Genomic DNA, 15,245 nt, shown 5'->3' with positions numbered 1-15,245 from the left:
GCAGGTCACCGGCGCAGCCAGCCGGAGGCGTTCACCCGCAGCGCGGTCTCGTAAGCCGTGCTCACGGTGTACTGCTCCGGCAGGTTCCCGTTCAGCTCCAGCGACACGAGCCCGTGCACGAATCCCCAGCAGGCCACCGTGACGACCTCGGGCGGCACGTCGAGGAAGACGCCGTCGGCGACGGCCTTGCGGATCGTCCCCTCCAGCGGCGCCATCGTGGCGCGGGCCTGCTCGGACGTCTCCTCCGCCGGTTCGAAACCCGGCACCGACTTCGTGAACATGATCGCGTAGAGATGCGGGTCGGCCAGCGCGCTTTCCCGGTACGCGACGCCGAGCCGCACCAGGTCCTCGACCGGGTCACCGCTCAGCGTGACCCCGGACATCCGGCGCCCGAAGCGGCGGAACCCCTCGGTGAACAGGGCGCTGACGAGGTCCGTTTTCCCGCCGAAGAGCGAATAGACGGCGGTGGTGGACGTGCCGACGTCGGCGGCCAGTTTGCGGAGGCTCAGCGCCTTGGGGCCGTCGGCCGAGATGAGTTCTCCGGCGCGGTCCAGCAGTTTCAGCCGGAGGTTTTCGTCGTGCGTCCTGGGGCGGGGCATGTGCGGAGGGTATCGCAACGCTGTTATCAATCGCTCGGATTCGGAGTTGACCTGGAGCGCACTCCAGGTCGTAGTGTCGTTCGCATGAGCTACTCGATAGCGGAAGCCGCGCGACGTAGCGGACTGTCCATCGACACTCTCCGGTACTACGAGCGCATCAAACTCGTCGAGCCCCCGGCGCGGGACGCCGCCGGGCGCCGCGCCTACACCGATGACGACCTCGGGTGGCTGGGGTTCCTGACCAAGCTCCGCCTGACCGGCATGCCCATCAAACGGATGCGCGAGTACGCCTCGCTGCGCCACCACGGCGCGGCGAGCGCGGGGCGGCGCAAGGCGATTCTGGTCGACCAGCGCAAATCGGTCGCCGACCGGATCGCCGAGTTGCAGACCTGCCTCGACATCCTCGACTACAAGATCGACCACTACGACCAGGTGGAACGCAAGGTGCTCGGCACCGGAGCCACCGTGGAGGGAATTTCAGCGTGATCAGCACCAGGAGGCTCGGCGGGCTGGAGGTCGGGGCGCAGGGGCTCGGCTGCATGGGGATGAGCCAGGCCTACGGCGTCCGCGACGACGACACGGAGTCGATCGCCACCGTCCACCGTGCCCTCGAACTGGGCGTGACCCTGCTCGACACCGCGAACGTCTACGGCGCCGGAGCGAACGAAGAGCTCGTCGGCCGAGCGATCGCGGGCAAGCGGGACCAGGTCGTGCTGGCGACCAAGTTCGGCATCGTCTGGGACAAGGACGGCGGGATGTCCGCCCGCGGCGACGCGGCGTACGTCAAGCAGAGCTGCGAAGAGTCCCTTCGCCGGCTGAACGTCGACCACATCGACCTCTACTACCAGCACCGCGTCGACCCGAACACGCCCGTCGAGGAGACCTGGGGCGCGCTCGCGGAGCTGGTCCAGGAAGGCAAGATCCGCTACGCCGGGATCTCCGAGGCCAGTGCTGAGACGATCCGTCGCGCCCATGCCGTCCACCCGGTGACCGCGCTGCAGAGCGAGTGGTCCCTGTGGACCCGGGGCATCGAAGGCGAAATCCTCTCGACCGTTCGCGAGCTGGGCATCGGCATCGTGCCGTTTTCGCCGCTCGGCCGCGGTTTCCTCACCGGCGGCGTGACGTCGGTGAAGGACCTTCCGGCGGACGACCTGCGCCGCGGGCTGCCCCGGTTCGCCGAAGGCAACTTCGAGCGCAACATGGCGATCGTCGACGCGTTGCGCGCGCTGGCCGAGCAGAAGGGCGTCACCGCCGGGCAGCTCGCGCTGGCCTGGGTGCAGGCGCAGGGCGACGACGTCGTGCCGATTCCGGGCACCAAGCGGCGTAAGTACCTCGAAGAGAACGCCGCCGCCGCGCGGCTGGAACTGTCCGAAGTGGACATCGAGGCCATCGAAACGGCCGCGCCCGCCGAGGCGTTCGCCGGTGAGCGTTACCCGGAGCGGCTCGCCCGCGCGGCCGGTAAGTAAACCCAGAGAATTGCGAGAGAGATCATGACGGGTTCCACCCTGCCCACCCGCAGGCTCGGCACGCTGGAAGTCGGCGCGCAGGGGCTCGGCTGTATGGGCATGAGTGAGTTCTACGGCCAAGGCGACGACACCGAATCGATCGCGACGATCCACCGCGCGATCGAACTGGGCGTCACCCTGATCGACACCGCCGACATGTACGGCTTCGGCCGCAACGAGGAACTGGTCGGCCGCGCGCTGGCGGGCAAACGGGACCAGGTGGTGCTGGCGACCAAGTTCGGCATCGTGCGTGACGAGGCGGATCCCTCGAAGCGCGGGATCCGGGGTGACGAATTCTATGTGCGCCAACAGGTCGAGGCTTCGCTTCGCCGGTTGAACGTCGAGCACATCGACCTGTACTACCAGCACCGCGTCGACCCGGACGTGCCGATCGAGGAGACCGCCGGCGCGCTGTCTTCGCTGGTCGAGCAGGGGAAGATCCGGCACATCGGGCTGTCCGAGGCCGGCCCGGAGACGATCCGGCGGGCACACGCCGTGCATCCGGTGACGGCGGTGCAGACGGAATGGTCGCTGTGGTCGCGCGACATCGAGAACGAGGTCGTCCCGGTCTGCCGTGAGCTCGGTATCGGGCTGGTGCCGTATTCCCCGCTGGGCCGCGGTTTCCTCACCGGCCGTTTCAAGTCCAAAGAGGACTTCGCGGAGGGTGACTTCCGGCAGACGACCCAGCCGCGGTTCGCCGAAGGAAATCTGGAGCGGAACCTGGCGATCGTCGAGGCGCTGCGCGCGCTGGCCGAGCGGAAGGGTGTCACCGCGGGCCAGTTGGCGCTCGCTTGGGTGCAGGCGCAGGGTGACGACGTCGTGCCCATTCCGGGCACCAAGCGGCGCAAGTACCTCGAAGAGAACGTGGCGTCCGTCGGCCTGAAGCTGACCGCCGAAGACGTGGCGGCGATCGAGGAGGTGGTTCCCGCCGACGCGGTCGCGGGGGAGCGCTACCCCGAAGCGGCCATGCGCATGCTGTCCCGCTAAGTGTCACGCCAGACGTGGCGTGGCCGGTTCGGGTGGTCGTGAGTGGTAATGATCGTTCTAACCGTCTTTACCACTCACGACCCCATCGCGAAGCCGGCGGCCACGACCCGGGCGCGTTCACCGGAAGCCTTGAGGCCTCGCATTGCGCCCGCTGGCCGCGATTCGTTGTCAGAGCAGCGAATTGACCGCGTCGACCACGCCGTCGACGGCCACGGTCCGCTGTTCGCGGGTCGCGAGCCCGCGCACGGTCACGTTCCCGGCGTCCCAGTCCTCCTGGCCGACGATCACCACGGCCCGCGCCCCGGCCTTGTCCGCCCGGGTGAGCTCCTTGCCCAGCTTGCGAAGCTCGACGGGGGTGGACGTGCGCAGCCCGGCCTTCCGGAGCCGTGCGGCGACCTCGCGCGCGGCGTCGGTGAGCTCTTCGACCACCGGGATCACCACGACATCGGTCTCGCTGCGCGGCTTCGGGGTGAGACCGTGCGTGTCGAGGAAGTCGATGAGCGTGACGTCACCCATGCCGAAGCCGATCCCGGGGATCTGCTGCGACGTGAACAACGACGCCAGGTCGCTGTACCGGCCGCCGCCGAAGAGGGCGCGACGGTTCTCCGGAGAGGTGTCGAAGACCTCGAACACGGTCGACGTGTAGTACGCGAGCCCGCGCACGATCATCGGATCGAACGTGATCAGGTCCGCGGCGCCACTGTTCAACACCTTGACCAGGTTCGAGTTCTCCTTGACCTGGTCCGGCAGCTCGTCGAGCAAGGCCGCGCCGGAGGTCAGGATCTCGGTCAGCTTCTCGAACTGCTTGTCGGCCAGGCCGATCTCGGCCGCGGTGTCGCTCAGCTTCGTCCGGTCCGACTTCTCCCAGCGGTCCACCAAGGTGAACACCTGCGGCAGCTGCTCCGCGGTCACGCCGACGATGTCGGTGAGCGCCGACGAGAGCAGGTTCCGGTCGTTGGCCCGCACCTGGAACATGTCCGGGGTCGCGCCGAGCGCGCTCATCATGTCGTGGACGAGCTCGAAGATCTCGATCTCGCAGTTCGCGCTGTCCGAACCGAAGATGTCCGCGTTGATCTGCCAGTGCTCGCGAACCCGGCCACGCTGCGGCCGCTCGTAGCGGTGACAGTTCGGGTGGCTGTACCAGCGCACCGGGAACTGCAGCGACTTGGCGTTGCCCGCGATCATCCTGGCGACCGACGGCGTCATCTCCGGGCGCAGCGCCAGCCGCTCGCCGCCCTTGGTGGTCAACGTGTACAGCTGCTGGTCCGCGATCTCCTGCCCGGACTTCCGCTCGTAGATCTCGGCGGGTTCGAGGATGGGCCCGTCGTAGCGGAGGAAACCTCGCAGCTCGAGCACGTCGTAGAGATGGCCGAACACCTGCGTCCGGACGGACATCTCGGCGGGCAGGAAGTCGCGGGTCCCCTTGGCGGGGGCTGTCGGCAGGTATTCAGGCACGTCAACAAGCTTAACCAGCGAAGGCGACGCCGTACGCGGTGGTCAGGATCGCCGCTCCGAGCAGCACCGCCCCGGCGCTGGTGACCCGCCCGCCGAGCTTGCCCTTGCCCGGTGCCAGGTGCAGGAAGAAGCCGCCGGACTGGGCGAGCACGCCGAACAGCAGCAGGAAGCAGACGATCCACAGCGCGGCGGCCGGGAGCCCGGTCTGCCCGAGGATCTGCAGCGCGACCAGCGCGAGAACCAGCAGGACACCGGCGTGCGCGTGGCCGGCGCGGAACATCCCGCGCTGGTGTTCGGTCAGTTTCCGGTCGCGCAGGACACCCATCAGCGCGTAACCGCCGTACATCACCGTCGGCAGGGAAACGAGCGCGATGACGGTGAAGAGCCTGATCGGGCCTTCCATGGTGGTTCCTTTCGCTGCAGGGGAGGCCAACGATAACACCGTTTTAAAACACTGTCACCAAAGCGGGCGTCCCACTTTCGGGAATCAGGCCCGGGCGCCCCGCGCAAGGACGAGGCGGACGTTCCGGAGCGCGGAAAGATCGGCGAGCGGATCGCCGTCGACGACCAGGACGTCGGCGCTCAGGCCGGGTGCCAGCCGCCCGGTGACGTCGCCGAGGCCGAGCCCGGCGGCGGAGTCCTCGGTCGCGATCTCAAGGATCCGGCGCCTGCCGAACCCGAGCCATTCGTAGAGTTCGAGGGCGCCGACGGGATCGTCGAAGACCGAACCGGGCAGCCCGGCGTCCGTCCCCGCCAGCAGCGGGACACCCAGCTCCTCCAGCCACGACAGCCGTCCGTACACGGTCTTCGCGAGCTCCTCGCCCATGCGCTCGGCCAGCATCCGCCAGTTGCGGCTGCTCGTCGAACACGCCGCGATGCCCTCGGCCGCCATGCGCTTGGCGACGCCTTCGCGCCTGTCCTGGCGCTGGGGTCCGGTCATCCAGGTGCAATGCTCGATCGTGCGGACCCCGGCCTCGACCGACGCTTCGATGGCGTCGGAGCCGTGGGCGTGCGCCGCGACCGGGAGCCCGTGGCGTGCCGCGTGCTCGACCATCAGGCGCAGCGCCCGGGCGTCGAACTGGGATTCCCACATGTCCGCGCCGCCCTCGGTGATCTGGCCGCCGCTGGCCATCACCTTGATCGCGTCCGCGCCGGCGGCCGCGTTGGCGTCGATCAGGGCCCGGATCGCGGCGTCGTCCGCGACCTCGCCGCCGAAGAAGTGGCAGTGTCCTTTGAGGACGGTCAAGGGGGATCCCGCGGTCAGCAGGCGCGGAGCGGGGGTGCCTTCGGCTTCGAGTTCGGCTCGGACCCGCGCGCCCAGCGCGTCACGATCGCCGAGGTCGCGCACCGTCGTGACGCCGCTGCGCAGCAGCTGCCCCAACCGGTCCTTGGCGCCCGCGCGCAGCGCTTCGTCTCCGCTCGCCAGGAAGTTCGGCAGCATTTCGCGGGTGGTGTCGAAAGCCAGGTGCACGTGGGCGTTGAACAGGCCGGGCAGCAGCGTCGCTCCGGGGAAGTCGAGCCGTTCGGCGTCCGGCGAGGCCTGGGCCACGACCTCGGCGCGAGGGCCCGCCGCGAGGATCCGGCCGCCCTCGACGAGCACGGCGCCGTCTTCGACCGGTGTGCTCGGACGCGGCAGGACGCGTCCCGCCGTCAGCAGCAGCTGTGCGGTCATGTTCCGCTCCTGGAGACGGCGGCGGACAGGGCGAGCAGCGGCCGCACGTCGGATTCGATGTCGGAGGCGCCGCCCGGGAGCACGAGTTTCGCCCGCCCGTCGGTCTCCTCGCCCGCGGTCTGCCTGGCGATCGCCGTCTTCAGCGCTTCCGCCGCCGCTCGCGGATCGTCGGCGGCGAGCGCGGTGAGATCGGTTTCCAGATAGGGGCTCAGCTGCACGAGCCCGTCCCGGATCTCGATCACGCGGCGGTAGTACCGGCGGTGGACCGTCCGCGGCCGCCACCGTTCCCATCGGCCCTGTGGCGTGGTCCGGAGCACGATGTTCGGGTAGATCCCGGCCAGCGCGGTCCACAACGGGGTGAGCTCGTCGTGGTGGCGCCGGTGCTGGCGACGGCGGCGCAGCGCGGCGAACCGCGCACGGGCACCGGGATAGGTGATCCCGGCGAGGAAGAGCACGATCCCGAGCAGTACCAACGGGACGGCGACGGTGAGCAGAAGCGGGACCGAGGGCCCGAACGCCCACGCGATCACGATGTAGAGCGCGCGGAACACACTGCCGACGGACAGGCAGATCAGACCGGCGGCGCTGAGTTTCAGCCCGGTCTTCAGATGGCGGTCCGCGGTGCGGATGTAGCGGAAGATCCACCAAGCGCACGCCGCGAGGCCGTAGATCAGGTAGATCCCGGCCCCCAGGTAGAACAACGCCACCCCGGGCACGTGCACGAGCTTCGGGCTCAGTGCGAGCCCGCGTACCTCCGGCGGGGTGAGGGCCATGGCGACCAGCATCAGCGCGATCGCGCCGGAGAGCGGGACGAGTTCGAACAGGACGCGCCCCGGCCTGCGCGGCCCCAGCGCGGAGCCGAGGAACACGATCAACAACGCGCACACCCCGATGGCGAGCATGATGTTGTTGACCAGGCGGCCCGTGCCCTTGCCCGTCAGCCCGTCGAGCCAGCCGGAGATGACCTTCTGCTGCGCGAGGAAGGACCCGGCGACGCAGACGATCGTGATCGTGATCGCCCAGTTCGGCAGCAGCCGGGGCGCCCGGTACGTCTGGTAGATCCGCCAGGCGAGCGCGGTGGCGAACAGCACCATCGCCACGACGTTGAGAGGGGAGAACAGCGAGTTCACAGCCACCCTTGATGGTCGCCCAGCGCGCCTTGGACGCGGCGGACGTCATCGTCGTCGGCGCGACGGGGAATCGTGTAGTTCAAGACCGACGCCCATTCGAGGATGATGGTCGCCACGGTCTCGGCTTCCCATTCGTGCGCCTCATCGTAGGAGGTGCGGCGCAAGGCGCGGTGCACCGCGTCGCTGTCCAGGCCGGTGGCCGGGCCGCGCAGGAAGTCGGCGGGTTCGGCGTCGCCGCCGGGATGGTGATCGGCGAGCATATGCCCGAGCTCGTGCAGGATGATGTGGTCCTGGTGGGACTTCGTGGTCTCCTGCTGGAAAAAGATGTAGTCCGCCGAACCGGTGGCGATCCAGCAGCCGAACGGACCGGGGACCTCCAGCGGGTACGGCATCAGCCGGATCGGTCTGCCACGCTGTTCGCCGAGCCGCTCGCAGAGCACGCCGACGTCCAGCGGCGGCTCGATGTCGAGCTTGTTCAGCATCTTGCGGCAGCGTTTGCGGAGCTCCCGTTCCTTCATCGGCTTTCGTCCGGCTGGTCGCGTTCGGCCCGTTCGTAGCGCTCGACGAGCTCCAGCAGGTCCATGACCTGGCGACGGCCTTGGGGGGACAGCTCCTGCGCGCGCATGGCCATGAGCTTCGCCTCTCCGGCGGGCTGCGGTTCCTGGTCTTCGAAGAAGTACGTGATCGGGACCCCGAACAGCTTCGCCAGCGCCTCGACGTAGTGGATCTTCGGGTTGACGCGTTTACCCGTGGCGAGCTGCTGGAGGTACGCGGGCGACATGGTGGGCCCGCCGGCGCGGTCGATCGCCGCGGACAGCTCGCGATAGCTGTGCGGGGCGCCTTCGTCCGCGCGCGCCGAATCGATCAGCGCGCTCAGTTTCTGCGCGAAGGTCTGATACGGAGCCATGACCCCCCATCCGTTCCCTGGTCCCGTTCCGTAGTGGGAGTGTAACGCGATACAGCCTGTCCGCAGCTGTTGACATCGTATGTATGCAGTGGTTTACAGTTGTCAAGCGGTTTCGTGCCGTGTCCGGTCTCTCACTCCGGAATCCGTGCCCTGGGGGTGTACGGACGCCGGAGTGAGAGCCGTTTTTCCCGGTGGGTGCCCAAGATCGTGCCGGATGTAGTACGCTGAGGCAGCCAAGGTTGATCGCCGTCACGGCGAACCCTTGGTCTCGGCCTGTTGCCGGAGGTCGACCCCCAGGGCTTCCGGTGACAGGCCCCTTACTTTTCCGCCGCAATTCGTCATCTACTCGCGCCGATCGCTGTCGCAAGTAGATGACGAATTGCGGTGTGGGTCAGGGCATCAGCGTGGCGGCCAGGGTGCCGCCCAGTTCGAAACAGGCCTCCAAATCCGCTTTGCCCGGTTCTCCGGTGACGAGTACTGGAGAAGCCGCGCTCTCCCAGCCGAGTCCGGTGGTGATGCTCTCGATCCCGCGCACGGTGCCGGCGGTGTCGTTGTTGCCGTGCACGAAGAACCCGAACGGCCGTCCCCGCGTGGAATCGAGGCACGGGTAATAGACGGTGTCGAAGAAATGCTTCAGCGCGCCGGACATGTACCCCAGATTCGCCGGGGTGCCGAGCAGATAGCCGTCGGCGCCCAGGACGTCGGGCACGGTCGCGCCCAGCGCCGCGCGGCGCACGACGTCGACGCCCTCGATGTCCGGATGGTTCGCGCCGGAGAGCACGGCCTCGAACATCGCCTGCGTCGAGGGCGAGGGCGTGTGGTGGACGATCAGCAGCTTCGGCATTTCACACCAGCCGGGACTCGATGTCGGCTCGCAGCGCGGACAGCCGGGCGTCCGCGGCGGCGCGTGCCTCGGCGAGGTCGCCGGTGACCGGCTGCTTGACCTGCAAGTACGCCTTCAGTTTCGGCTCGGTCCCGGACGGCCTGATGACGACACGCAGGCCTTCGCCGGTCAGGCGGAGGACGTCGGCGTCGGGCAGGAGGTCCTCCATCGTGACGTCGGTACCGCCCAGCGCCGACGGGGGTGTGGCGCGCAGGCCCGCCATCAGCCGCTCCCGCACCGAAAGATCGGTGACCCGCAACGAGACCTGATCCGTCACGTGCACACCGTGCTTCACGGACAGTTCGTCGAGGACGTCCAGCGGTCCGCGCCCGCCGGCGCGCAAGGAAGCGGTCAACGCCGCGGCGAGGACGGCGGCGGCGATGCCGTCCTTGTCGCGCACGAAACCGGGGTTCACGCAGAGGCCGAGTGCCTCTTCGTAGGCGAAGACGAGCCCTTCGCCCGCGCGGACCAGCCATTTGAACCCGGTCAAGGTCTCCGCGTAGCGCGCCCCGAATTCCTTCGCGACCTCGCCGAGCATCGACGACGACACGATGGTCGTGGCCACGAGCGGGTCAGTCGTGTCCACAGTGGACAAAATATGCCAGCCGAGTAACACGCCGGTTTCGTCGCCGCGCAGCATCCGCCACGAACCGTCCCGCTCGCGCACGCCCAGCGCGCAGCGGTCGGCGTCGGGATCGAGTGCGATCGCCAGGTCCGCGTCCACTTCGGACGCCAGTGCCAGCAAAAGGTCCGTCGCGCCCGGTTCTTCCGGATTCGGGAAGGCGACCGTCGGGAAGTCGGGGTCGGGCGTGGCCTGCTCGGACACCAGGTGGAGATCGCCGAAACCGGCGCGCTCGAACGCGGCGCGCAGAGTGTCCGCGCCGACGCCGTGCAACGCCGTCGCGGCGACCTTGACCTCGCGCTCCGGCCCGCGCGGCAGAAGCGCGACCTTCGCCAGGTAGGCGTTCAGGAGTTCTTCGCCCAGCACCTCGGCGCCCGGCTCTCGCGGCACGCTGATCGCCGGGGGAGCGGCTTCGATGGCCCGCTCGATCTGACCGTCCGACGGCGGGACGATCTGGCCGCCTGACGCGTCGTAAAGCTTGTAACCGTTGTCTGCCGGGGGATTGTGCGACGCGGTGATCTGGATGCCCGCGACCGCGCCGAGGGCAGGCACGGCGAACGCGAGCACCGGGGTGGGCAGCGGGCCGGGCAACGTCTTCACCGCGAACCCGGCGGCCGTCAGCACCTCGGCGGCCGCCGCGGCGAAGGCTTCCGAACCGTGCCGCGCGTCGCGGCCGACCACCACGACCCCGCCCGCATGTCCTTGCGAGGCCAGCCAGGCCGCGACCCCGGCCGTGGTCCGGGTCACGACCGCGACGTTCATCCCGTTGGGGCCCGCGCGTACCGGGCCGCGCAGCCCGGCGGTGCCGAATTCGAGCGGGCCCGCCATCCGGTCCGCGAGTTCGTCCGCCGCACCGGCTTCGCCGCCCATCGCGCGCGCCAGGATGTTCTGCAGCTCGACACGGGAATCGTCGTCCGGGTCGTCGGCGATCCAGCGGAACGCCCGATCCCGCAGCTCCGAGGTCAAAGAAGTCGTCACCGAGTCAGCCTACGGGTACGTTGGGGAGGGTGCGATTGATCTTCACTTCTCTGGTGAGTCATGGTCATCTCTATCCCCTACTACCGCTCGCCGTCGCCGCTCGCGACGCCGGGCACGAAGTCCTGTTCGCCACGGGTGACGACATGCTCCCGGTGGTCGAAAAGGCCGGGCTGGCCGCGGAAAGCGCCGGATTCGGCATGCGGGAGGCGTTCGAGTCGTTCTTCGGCCCCGACGCTCAGCCCCGGGCCAAGGACGCCCCGCCCGAGTCGTTCTACCCGGTCATCGGGCAGGTGTTCGGAAACGTGCTGCCGCGGCGGTTCGTCGCCGATCTCGCGCCGGTACTCGAACGGCACCGGCCCGATCTCGTCGTCTACGAAAGCGGAAATGCCGGCGGTGCCATCGCCGCCCGGCTCGCCGGGATCCCCGCGATCGGGCACGGTTTCGGCCGCGTCTCGCCGGGCGAGGTCGCCGACATCATCACCGGCCGTCTCGCGGAATTCGCGGCAGAGGTCGGAATCGAGGGCGCGAGTCTGCCCTCCTTCGGTGACCCGGTCATCGACATTTGCCCGGAATCGGTGCAGGCGCCCGATTTCCTGGCCGAAGCGAACAGGATCCCGTTGCGTCCCGTCGGCTGGGCGGAGCCGGGAGACCTCCCGGCGGGAGTGGCCGGGCGGGACAGGAGCCGTCCGCTGATCTACCTCACCCTGGGCACCGCTTTCGGTGACGAAGACGTGTTGAAGCGGGCCATCGGCGGCCTGGCGCGGATCGACGCGGACGTCATCGTCGCGGCGGGGCCGACGGTGGATCCGGCGGCGCTGGGCGACGTCCCCGGCAACGTCCGTGTCGAGGCGTGGGTGCCGCAGGTCGATCTCCTGCCGCATGTCGACCTCGTGGTCCACCACGGCGGCAGCGGAACGACGCTCGGGGCTTTCGGCGCCGGGCTGCCGCAGCTGGTGCTGCCGCAGGGGGCGGATCAGTTCACGAACGCCGAAGCCGTCGTCACGGCCGGGGTGGGCACGCAACTGATCGGCGCCGACATCGTCGAGGATGCCATCTCCGAGCAGGCGCGAAAGCTGCTCACGGACGAAGCGGTGCTCGGCGCGGCGCGGAAACTCGCCGACGAGGTCGCCGCGATGCCGTCACCCGCGGAGGTCGCTCAGCGGCTTCCCGAGTTCGCAGGCTGAGAAGCGCGTGAAGGCCCCCTTCCCCCGGCTCAGCCGAGGGAAGGGGGCCTTCACGCGCAAAGGGCTGTCAGGCGCGGGCGACGAGTTCCTTGAGCAAGGTGCCCATGCGGGTGGCGGATTGGCGGCCCGCCTCGAGGACCTCTTCGTGGTTCAGCGGTTCCCCGGTCATCCCGGCCGCCAGGTTGGTCACCAGCGAAAGGCCGAACACCTCGACCCCGGCGGCGCGGGCGGCGATGGCCTCCAGCACCGTCGACATGCCGACGAGGTCGGCGCCGAGCGTCCGCAGCATGTGGATCTCCGCCGGCGTCTCGAAATGCGGCCCGGTCAGCCCCGCGTAGACGCCTTCTTCCAGCGAAGGGTCGATCTCGCGGGCGATGTCGCGCAGCCGCTTCGCGTAGAGGTCCGTCAAGTCGACGAAGTTCGCACCGACGATCGGTGAGCGCGCGGTGAGGTTCAGGTGGTCGGAGATCAGCACCGGCTGCCCGACCCGGAAGCCCTCGCGCAGACCGCCCGCGGCGTTGGTCAGCAGCACCGTCCTGGCGCCCGCCGCCGCGGCGGTGCGCACGTTGTGCACGACCGGGTCGATCCCCTTGCCCTCGTAGAAATGCGTGCGGCCCAGCAGGATCAGCGCGCGCTTCTCGCCGACGCGGACCGACCGGACGGTCCCCCCGTGCCCGACCGCGCCCGGCGCGACGAATCCGGGCAGCTCGCCCAGCGGGATCTCCGCCTCGGGCTCCCCGATGACGTCCGCCGCCGGGCGCCAGCCCGAACCGAGCACGACGGCGATGTCGTGCTTCTCGACGCCGGTGCGTTCGGCGATGGCGGCGGCCGCCGCGACCTCGTTCTCACTCATGCGACGAGCGTATCCGGACGGTTCTCACGAGCAGGAACGCCACCAGCCCGAACGGGGACAGGAAGATCGTGAGCGCCAGGATCGGGCCGGTCACCAGCGGGTGGATCCGGTGCTCGCGGGATTCGAGGTACATCCAGCGGGCGATGAACAGGTCGAAGGCGATCAGATGGGCCCAGATCGTGGCCGCCCCGTACGGCGTGCCGGTGAACGCGCTGAGCACGTCGAGATCCGGCCTGCTGACCGCTGCCCACAGTTCGCCGAGATGCGCGATGGCGAGCACGAAGTACGGGATCAGCGGGAGCAGCGGCGTCCAGGGCGAGGACATGATCCGGCGGGTCCACGACCAGCCGGGCAGGAAGATCATCAGCAGCCAGAACGGCGTCGCCAGCGGGAAGGTCCAGGTGAACAGCGTCTCGACGCTCATCGCGGCGATGCCTCCAGCTCCCGCGCCGGCCGCCCGATCGCGATTAGCCCGCTAAAGGCGACGCCCGCCACGAGCAGGGCGAAGGCGGTCAGGGTCTGGGAGTCGGGGGCGACGATCGACTGGCCGCGTAGCGCTTGCCAAGTCAGCAGGGCGAGAAGGCCCGCGTAGCCGATGCCGGCGATCACCACCAGCCGCAGCCTGAGGACGTCGTCGCGAAGCCGCGGGTAGCGCGCCGCCAGGACACCGAGGGTGAGCGCGAGCAAGGGGAGGACCTGAAGCCCGTGCAGGCCGAGGAAATGCGGGATCCGCAGGTCGCCGCCGACCGTGCTCCAGCCGAGGATCGGCAGGCCGGGGCCGCCGTCGGGGAGCCCGACGGTATGCGCGCCGACCATCGCGGACTGGCCGGTCGCGTCGAGCATGGCCTGCTGTTCCGGGGTCGGGCTGGTCATCAGCGTGGCCAGCGAGAGCCCGAGCACGCCGAGGATCGCGCCGATCTTGGCCGCCCACGCCGTCGCCCGATCGGGGAGCCGGAGGAACAGGACGGCGATCGTCAGCACGAGGTTGACCACCCACAGCACGGCGATCGTCCCGGCCATGACGGCGAAGATCGTGGCGTCCAGCGGGGTCTCGTTGTTGAAGTGACTCACGCGGACGCGGATGGTCTGGACCACCATCAGCACGTACTCGATCGTGAAGCACACGACGAGGACGTTCGTCAGCCAGTACGCGGTCCGCCGGAACTTCGGCAGGAGCGAGACGAGCCAGCTCCAGGTGAAGAAGTACAGCGCCGCGGAGACGGCGAATTTGAACAGCTTCGCCCAGAGCGGCGCGCCGTTCAGTGTCCGCTGGTCGATCAGCATGGCCAGTACGCACAGCACGGTGATCACGGCGAAGGCCTGGGCCAGGCGATACGAACCGCGGTGCCAGGTGCGGGTTCTCTCGCGGAGATCGGTCAAGATGGTCATGGGTCCCTCCCAGAATGGATAGTCAAGCTCTCCGTTATGGGAACCTAAGCTATCCATCCTGAGAAATCTTCAGGGATGCCCCTGGAACCGTCCCCGAGATCGGAGAACGCACGCGTGCGGATGGCCGAACTGAGCGAGAAAGCCGGGCTCCCGGTCGCCACGATCAAGTACTACCTGCGGGAAGGGCTGCTCCCGCCGGGTGAGCGGACCAGCCCCAACCAGGCGAAGTACGGCGAGGGGCACGTCCAGCGGATCAAGCTGATCAGGGCGCTGATGGAGGTCGGCGGCCTGTCGCTCGCGACGGTCGGAGAGGTGCTCGCCGCGGTCGACGCCGGGGAAGCCAGCCCCCACCACATCCTCGGCATCGCCCAGCAGAGCATCACGCCCCCACGGCAGGTCGCCGACGACGAAGCCCGCGAATGGGCGCTCGCGACGGTCCGGGACCTCACCGAGCGCCGCGGCTGGCCCTGCAAGGACGACGACCTGGTCATCCAGGCCCTGGTCGGCGTCCTGTGCACGATCCGCGAGGTCGGGCACGGCTGGTACCTCGACCACCTCGACGACTACGCCGAGATCGCCGACCGGACCGCCGAACTGGACTTCGAAGCGATCGCCGGGATCGAGTCGCTGGAGCAGATCATCGAGATCGCCGTCGTGGAGACGCTTCTCGGGGACAGGCTGCTCTCGGTGTTACGGAGGCTGGCGCAGCAGCGTGCTTCGAAGGCTTACTTCGCCCGGGAGGGCTGAAGGACGCTTCCTTCACGTCGCATGCGGGGGCGACCGCTCGCAAGGGGCCCTGAGGCTCCCTTGTGGACGCGATTTGAGTGTTCTGTCCGGGTGTCGTGAGGGGGAAGTCGTGGGCGAGGCCAGTTCCGCGCGGGGTCGTGAGTGCTAAGGAGTGTTAGAACGACACTTATCACTCACGACGCCCGCGAGAACCGGACATCATGGCGCTAATCGGGCGCACTTGTGGACGCCGGCCCGTCTCGTCCTGAAGACAGCGAACGCCCCAGGGCTTCGATCACGCCAGATCCGGCATGTCTTTCATGGGAACGCCCAAAACACTCGCGACAATTCCGGC

The 15,245-nt window shown here is 68.9% G+C and carries 17 protein-coding genes; 5 read left to right on the top strand and 12 right to left on the bottom strand.

Annotated elements, in window-relative coordinates:
• Positions 1-5: 5 nt before the first annotated feature.
• Positions 6-599, bottom strand: coding sequence for a TetR/AcrR family transcriptional regulator (locus BLW75_RS19415; RefSeq protein ID WP_034304675.1), 594 nt, complete (start codon positions 597-599; stop codon positions 6-8).
• Between the two features lie 84 nt (positions 600-683).
• On the opposite strand from BLW75_RS19415, the gene BLW75_RS19410 reads away from it, so the two are divergent.
• Genes BLW75_RS19410 through BLW75_RS19400 form a run of 3 tightly spaced genes read left to right on the top strand, consistent with a single transcriptional unit; the run spans position 684 to position 3,091 of the window.
• Positions 684-1,085: a MerR family transcriptional regulator gene (locus tag BLW75_RS19410; RefSeq protein WP_007032012.1), complete on the top strand. Its 402-nt coding sequence runs from the start codon at positions 684-686 to the stop codon at positions 1,083-1,085.
• Positions 1,082-2,065, top strand: coding sequence for an aldo/keto reductase (locus BLW75_RS19405; protein ID WP_034304681.1), 984 nt, complete (start codon positions 1,082-1,084; stop codon positions 2,063-2,065). Before BLW75_RS19410 ends, BLW75_RS19405 begins: the two co-directional genes overlap by 4 nt.
• Positions 2,066-2,089: 24 nt before the next feature.
• Positions 2,090-3,091 (top strand): aldo/keto reductase, encoded by a 1,002-nt coding sequence (locus BLW75_RS19400; RefSeq protein WP_034304684.1) that lies wholly within the window; start codon positions 2,090-2,092, stop codon positions 3,089-3,091.
• 168 nt (positions 3,092-3,259) lie between these two features.
• On the opposite strand, the gene hisS is transcribed toward BLW75_RS19400, so the two are convergent.
• The 8 genes from hisS to BLW75_RS19360 all read right to left on the bottom strand — a co-directional run bounded on the left by hisS (position 3,260) and on the right by BLW75_RS19360 (position 10,738).
• Complete coding sequence (hisS, locus tag BLW75_RS19395; protein WP_034304686.1) at positions 3,260-4,546, bottom strand: histidine--tRNA ligase; 1,287 nt, start codon at positions 4,544-4,546, stop codon at positions 3,260-3,262.
• Between the two features lie 10 nt (positions 4,547-4,556).
• Entirely contained in the window at positions 4,557-4,949 is a 393-nt protein-coding gene (locus BLW75_RS19390) for a hypothetical protein (protein WP_034304688.1), read from the bottom strand.
• An 84-nt stretch (positions 4,950-5,033) separates the two neighbouring features.
• On the bottom strand, positions 5,034-6,218 hold the full coding sequence (locus BLW75_RS19385) for an amidohydrolase family protein (protein WP_034304691.1): 1,185 nt from the start codon (positions 6,216-6,218) through the stop codon (positions 5,034-5,036).
• A complete protein-coding gene (locus BLW75_RS19380; RefSeq protein ID WP_034304694.1) occupies positions 6,215-7,348 on the bottom strand; it encodes an MAB_1171c family putative transporter in 1,134 nt (377 codons plus the stop codon). Before BLW75_RS19380 ends, BLW75_RS19385 begins: the two co-directional genes overlap by 4 nt.
• Positions 7,345-7,866 (bottom strand): hypothetical protein, encoded by a 522-nt coding sequence (locus tag BLW75_RS19375; protein ID WP_034304696.1) that lies wholly within the window; start codon positions 7,864-7,866, stop codon positions 7,345-7,347. Before BLW75_RS19375 ends, BLW75_RS19380 begins: the two co-directional genes overlap by 4 nt.
• The gene (locus tag BLW75_RS19370) at positions 7,863-8,255 is read right to left on the bottom strand and encodes a helix-turn-helix domain-containing protein (protein WP_034304699.1); all 393 of its coding nucleotides are present in this window, start codon (positions 8,253-8,255) and stop codon (positions 7,863-7,865) included. The genes BLW75_RS19375 and BLW75_RS19370 overlap by 4 nt, the downstream gene beginning before the upstream one ends.
• A gap of 391 nt (positions 8,256-8,646) precedes the next feature.
• A complete protein-coding gene (locus BLW75_RS19365) occupies positions 8,647-9,099 on the bottom strand; it encodes a flavodoxin family protein (RefSeq protein WP_034304701.1) in 453 nt (150 codons plus the stop codon).
• 1 nt (position 9,100) lies between these two features.
• The gene (locus tag BLW75_RS19360; RefSeq protein WP_034304705.1) at positions 9,101-10,738 is read right to left on the bottom strand and encodes a phospho-sugar mutase; all 1,638 of its coding nucleotides are present in this window, start codon (positions 10,736-10,738) and stop codon (positions 9,101-9,103) included.
• A 29-nt stretch (positions 10,739-10,767) separates the two neighbouring features.
• On the opposite strand from BLW75_RS19360, the gene BLW75_RS19355 reads away from it, so the two are divergent.
• On the top strand, positions 10,768-11,922 hold the full coding sequence (locus BLW75_RS19355) for a glycosyltransferase (RefSeq protein ID WP_034304707.1): 1,155 nt from the start codon (positions 10,768-10,770) through the stop codon (positions 11,920-11,922).
• Between the two features lie 67 nt (positions 11,923-11,989).
• Here BLW75_RS19355 and BLW75_RS19350 read toward each other — a convergent pair whose 3' ends face one another.
• The 3 genes from BLW75_RS19350 to BLW75_RS19340 are packed head-to-tail and all read right to left on the bottom strand — an operon-like array spanning position 11,990 to position 14,164.
• Complete coding sequence (locus tag BLW75_RS19350; RefSeq protein WP_034304710.1) at positions 11,990-12,775, bottom strand: purine-nucleoside phosphorylase; 786 nt, start codon at positions 12,773-12,775, stop codon at positions 11,990-11,992.
• On the bottom strand, positions 12,768-13,199 hold the full coding sequence (locus tag BLW75_RS19345; protein ID WP_034304712.1) for an ABA4-like family protein: 432 nt from the start codon (positions 13,197-13,199) through the stop codon (positions 12,768-12,770). Before BLW75_RS19345 ends, BLW75_RS19350 begins: the two co-directional genes overlap by 8 nt.
• Entirely contained in the window at positions 13,196-14,164 is a 969-nt protein-coding gene (locus BLW75_RS19340) for a hypothetical protein (protein WP_034304715.1), read from the bottom strand. The genes BLW75_RS19345 and BLW75_RS19340 overlap by 4 nt, the downstream gene beginning before the upstream one ends.
• Before the next feature lie 75 nt (positions 14,165-14,239).
• Here BLW75_RS19340 and BLW75_RS19335 point away from each other — a divergent pair, with 75 nt between their 5' ends.
• Positions 14,240-14,911 carry a MerR family transcriptional regulator gene (locus tag BLW75_RS19335; RefSeq protein WP_241783219.1) on the top strand — a complete coding sequence of 224 codons (672 nt, stop codon included), beginning with the start codon at positions 14,240-14,242 and terminating at the stop codon, positions 14,909-14,911.
• Positions 14,912-15,245: the final 334 nt, after the last annotated feature.

This window comes from Amycolatopsis lurida (assembly GCF_900105055.1).
Lineage (GTDB): Bacteria > Actinomycetota > Actinomycetes > Mycobacteriales > Pseudonocardiaceae > Amycolatopsis > Amycolatopsis lurida.
The sequence above is the reverse complement of the archived record's forward strand: the minus strand, read 5'-3'. Positions and strand labels throughout refer to the sequence as shown.

What these genes read in the sequence shown, in the direction of transcription:
- BLW75_RS19415 (WP_034304675.1), bottom strand. Translation starts at nt 599, where the DNA reads ATGCCCCGCCCCAGGACGCACGACGAAAACCTCCGGCTGAAACTGCTG.
- BLW75_RS19410 (WP_007032012.1), top strand. Translation starts at nt 684, where the DNA reads ATGAGCTACTCGATAGCGGAAGCCGCGCGACGTAGCGGACTGTCCATC.
- BLW75_RS19400 (WP_034304684.1), top strand. Translation starts at nt 2,090, where the DNA reads ATGACGGGTTCCACCCTGCCCACCCGCAGGCTCGGCACGCTGGAAGTC.
- BLW75_RS19390 (WP_034304688.1), bottom strand. Translation starts at nt 4,949, where the DNA reads ATGGAAGGCCCGATCAGGCTCTTCACCGTCATCGCGCTCGTTTCCCTG.
- BLW75_RS19385 (WP_034304691.1), bottom strand. Translation starts at nt 6,218, where the DNA reads ATGACCGCACAGCTGCTGCTGACGGCGGGACGCGTCCTGCCGCGTCCG.
- BLW75_RS19375 (WP_034304696.1), bottom strand. Translation starts at nt 7,866, where the DNA reads ATGAAGGAACGGGAGCTCCGCAAACGCTGCCGCAAGATGCTGAACAAG.
- BLW75_RS19370 (WP_034304699.1), bottom strand. Translation starts at nt 8,255, where the DNA reads ATGGCTCCGTATCAGACCTTCGCGCAGAAACTGAGCGCGCTGATCGAT.
- BLW75_RS19365 (WP_034304701.1), bottom strand. Translation starts at nt 9,099, where the DNA reads ATGCCGAAGCTGCTGATCGTCCACCACACGCCCTCGCCCTCGACGCAG.
- BLW75_RS19350 (WP_034304710.1), bottom strand. Translation starts at nt 12,775, where the DNA reads ATGAGTGAGAACGAGGTCGCGGCGGCCGCCGCCATCGCCGAACGCACC.
- BLW75_RS19345 (WP_034304712.1), bottom strand. Translation starts at nt 13,199, where the DNA reads ATGAGCGTCGAGACGCTGTTCACCTGGACCTTCCCGCTGGCGACGCCG.
- BLW75_RS19340 (WP_034304715.1), bottom strand. Translation starts at nt 14,164, where the DNA reads ATGACCATCTTGACCGATCTCCGCGAGAGAACCCGCACCTGGCACCGC.
- BLW75_RS19335 (WP_241783219.1), top strand. Translation starts at nt 14,240, where the DNA reads ATGCCCCTGGAACCGTCCCCGAGATCGGAGAACGCACGCGTGCGGATG.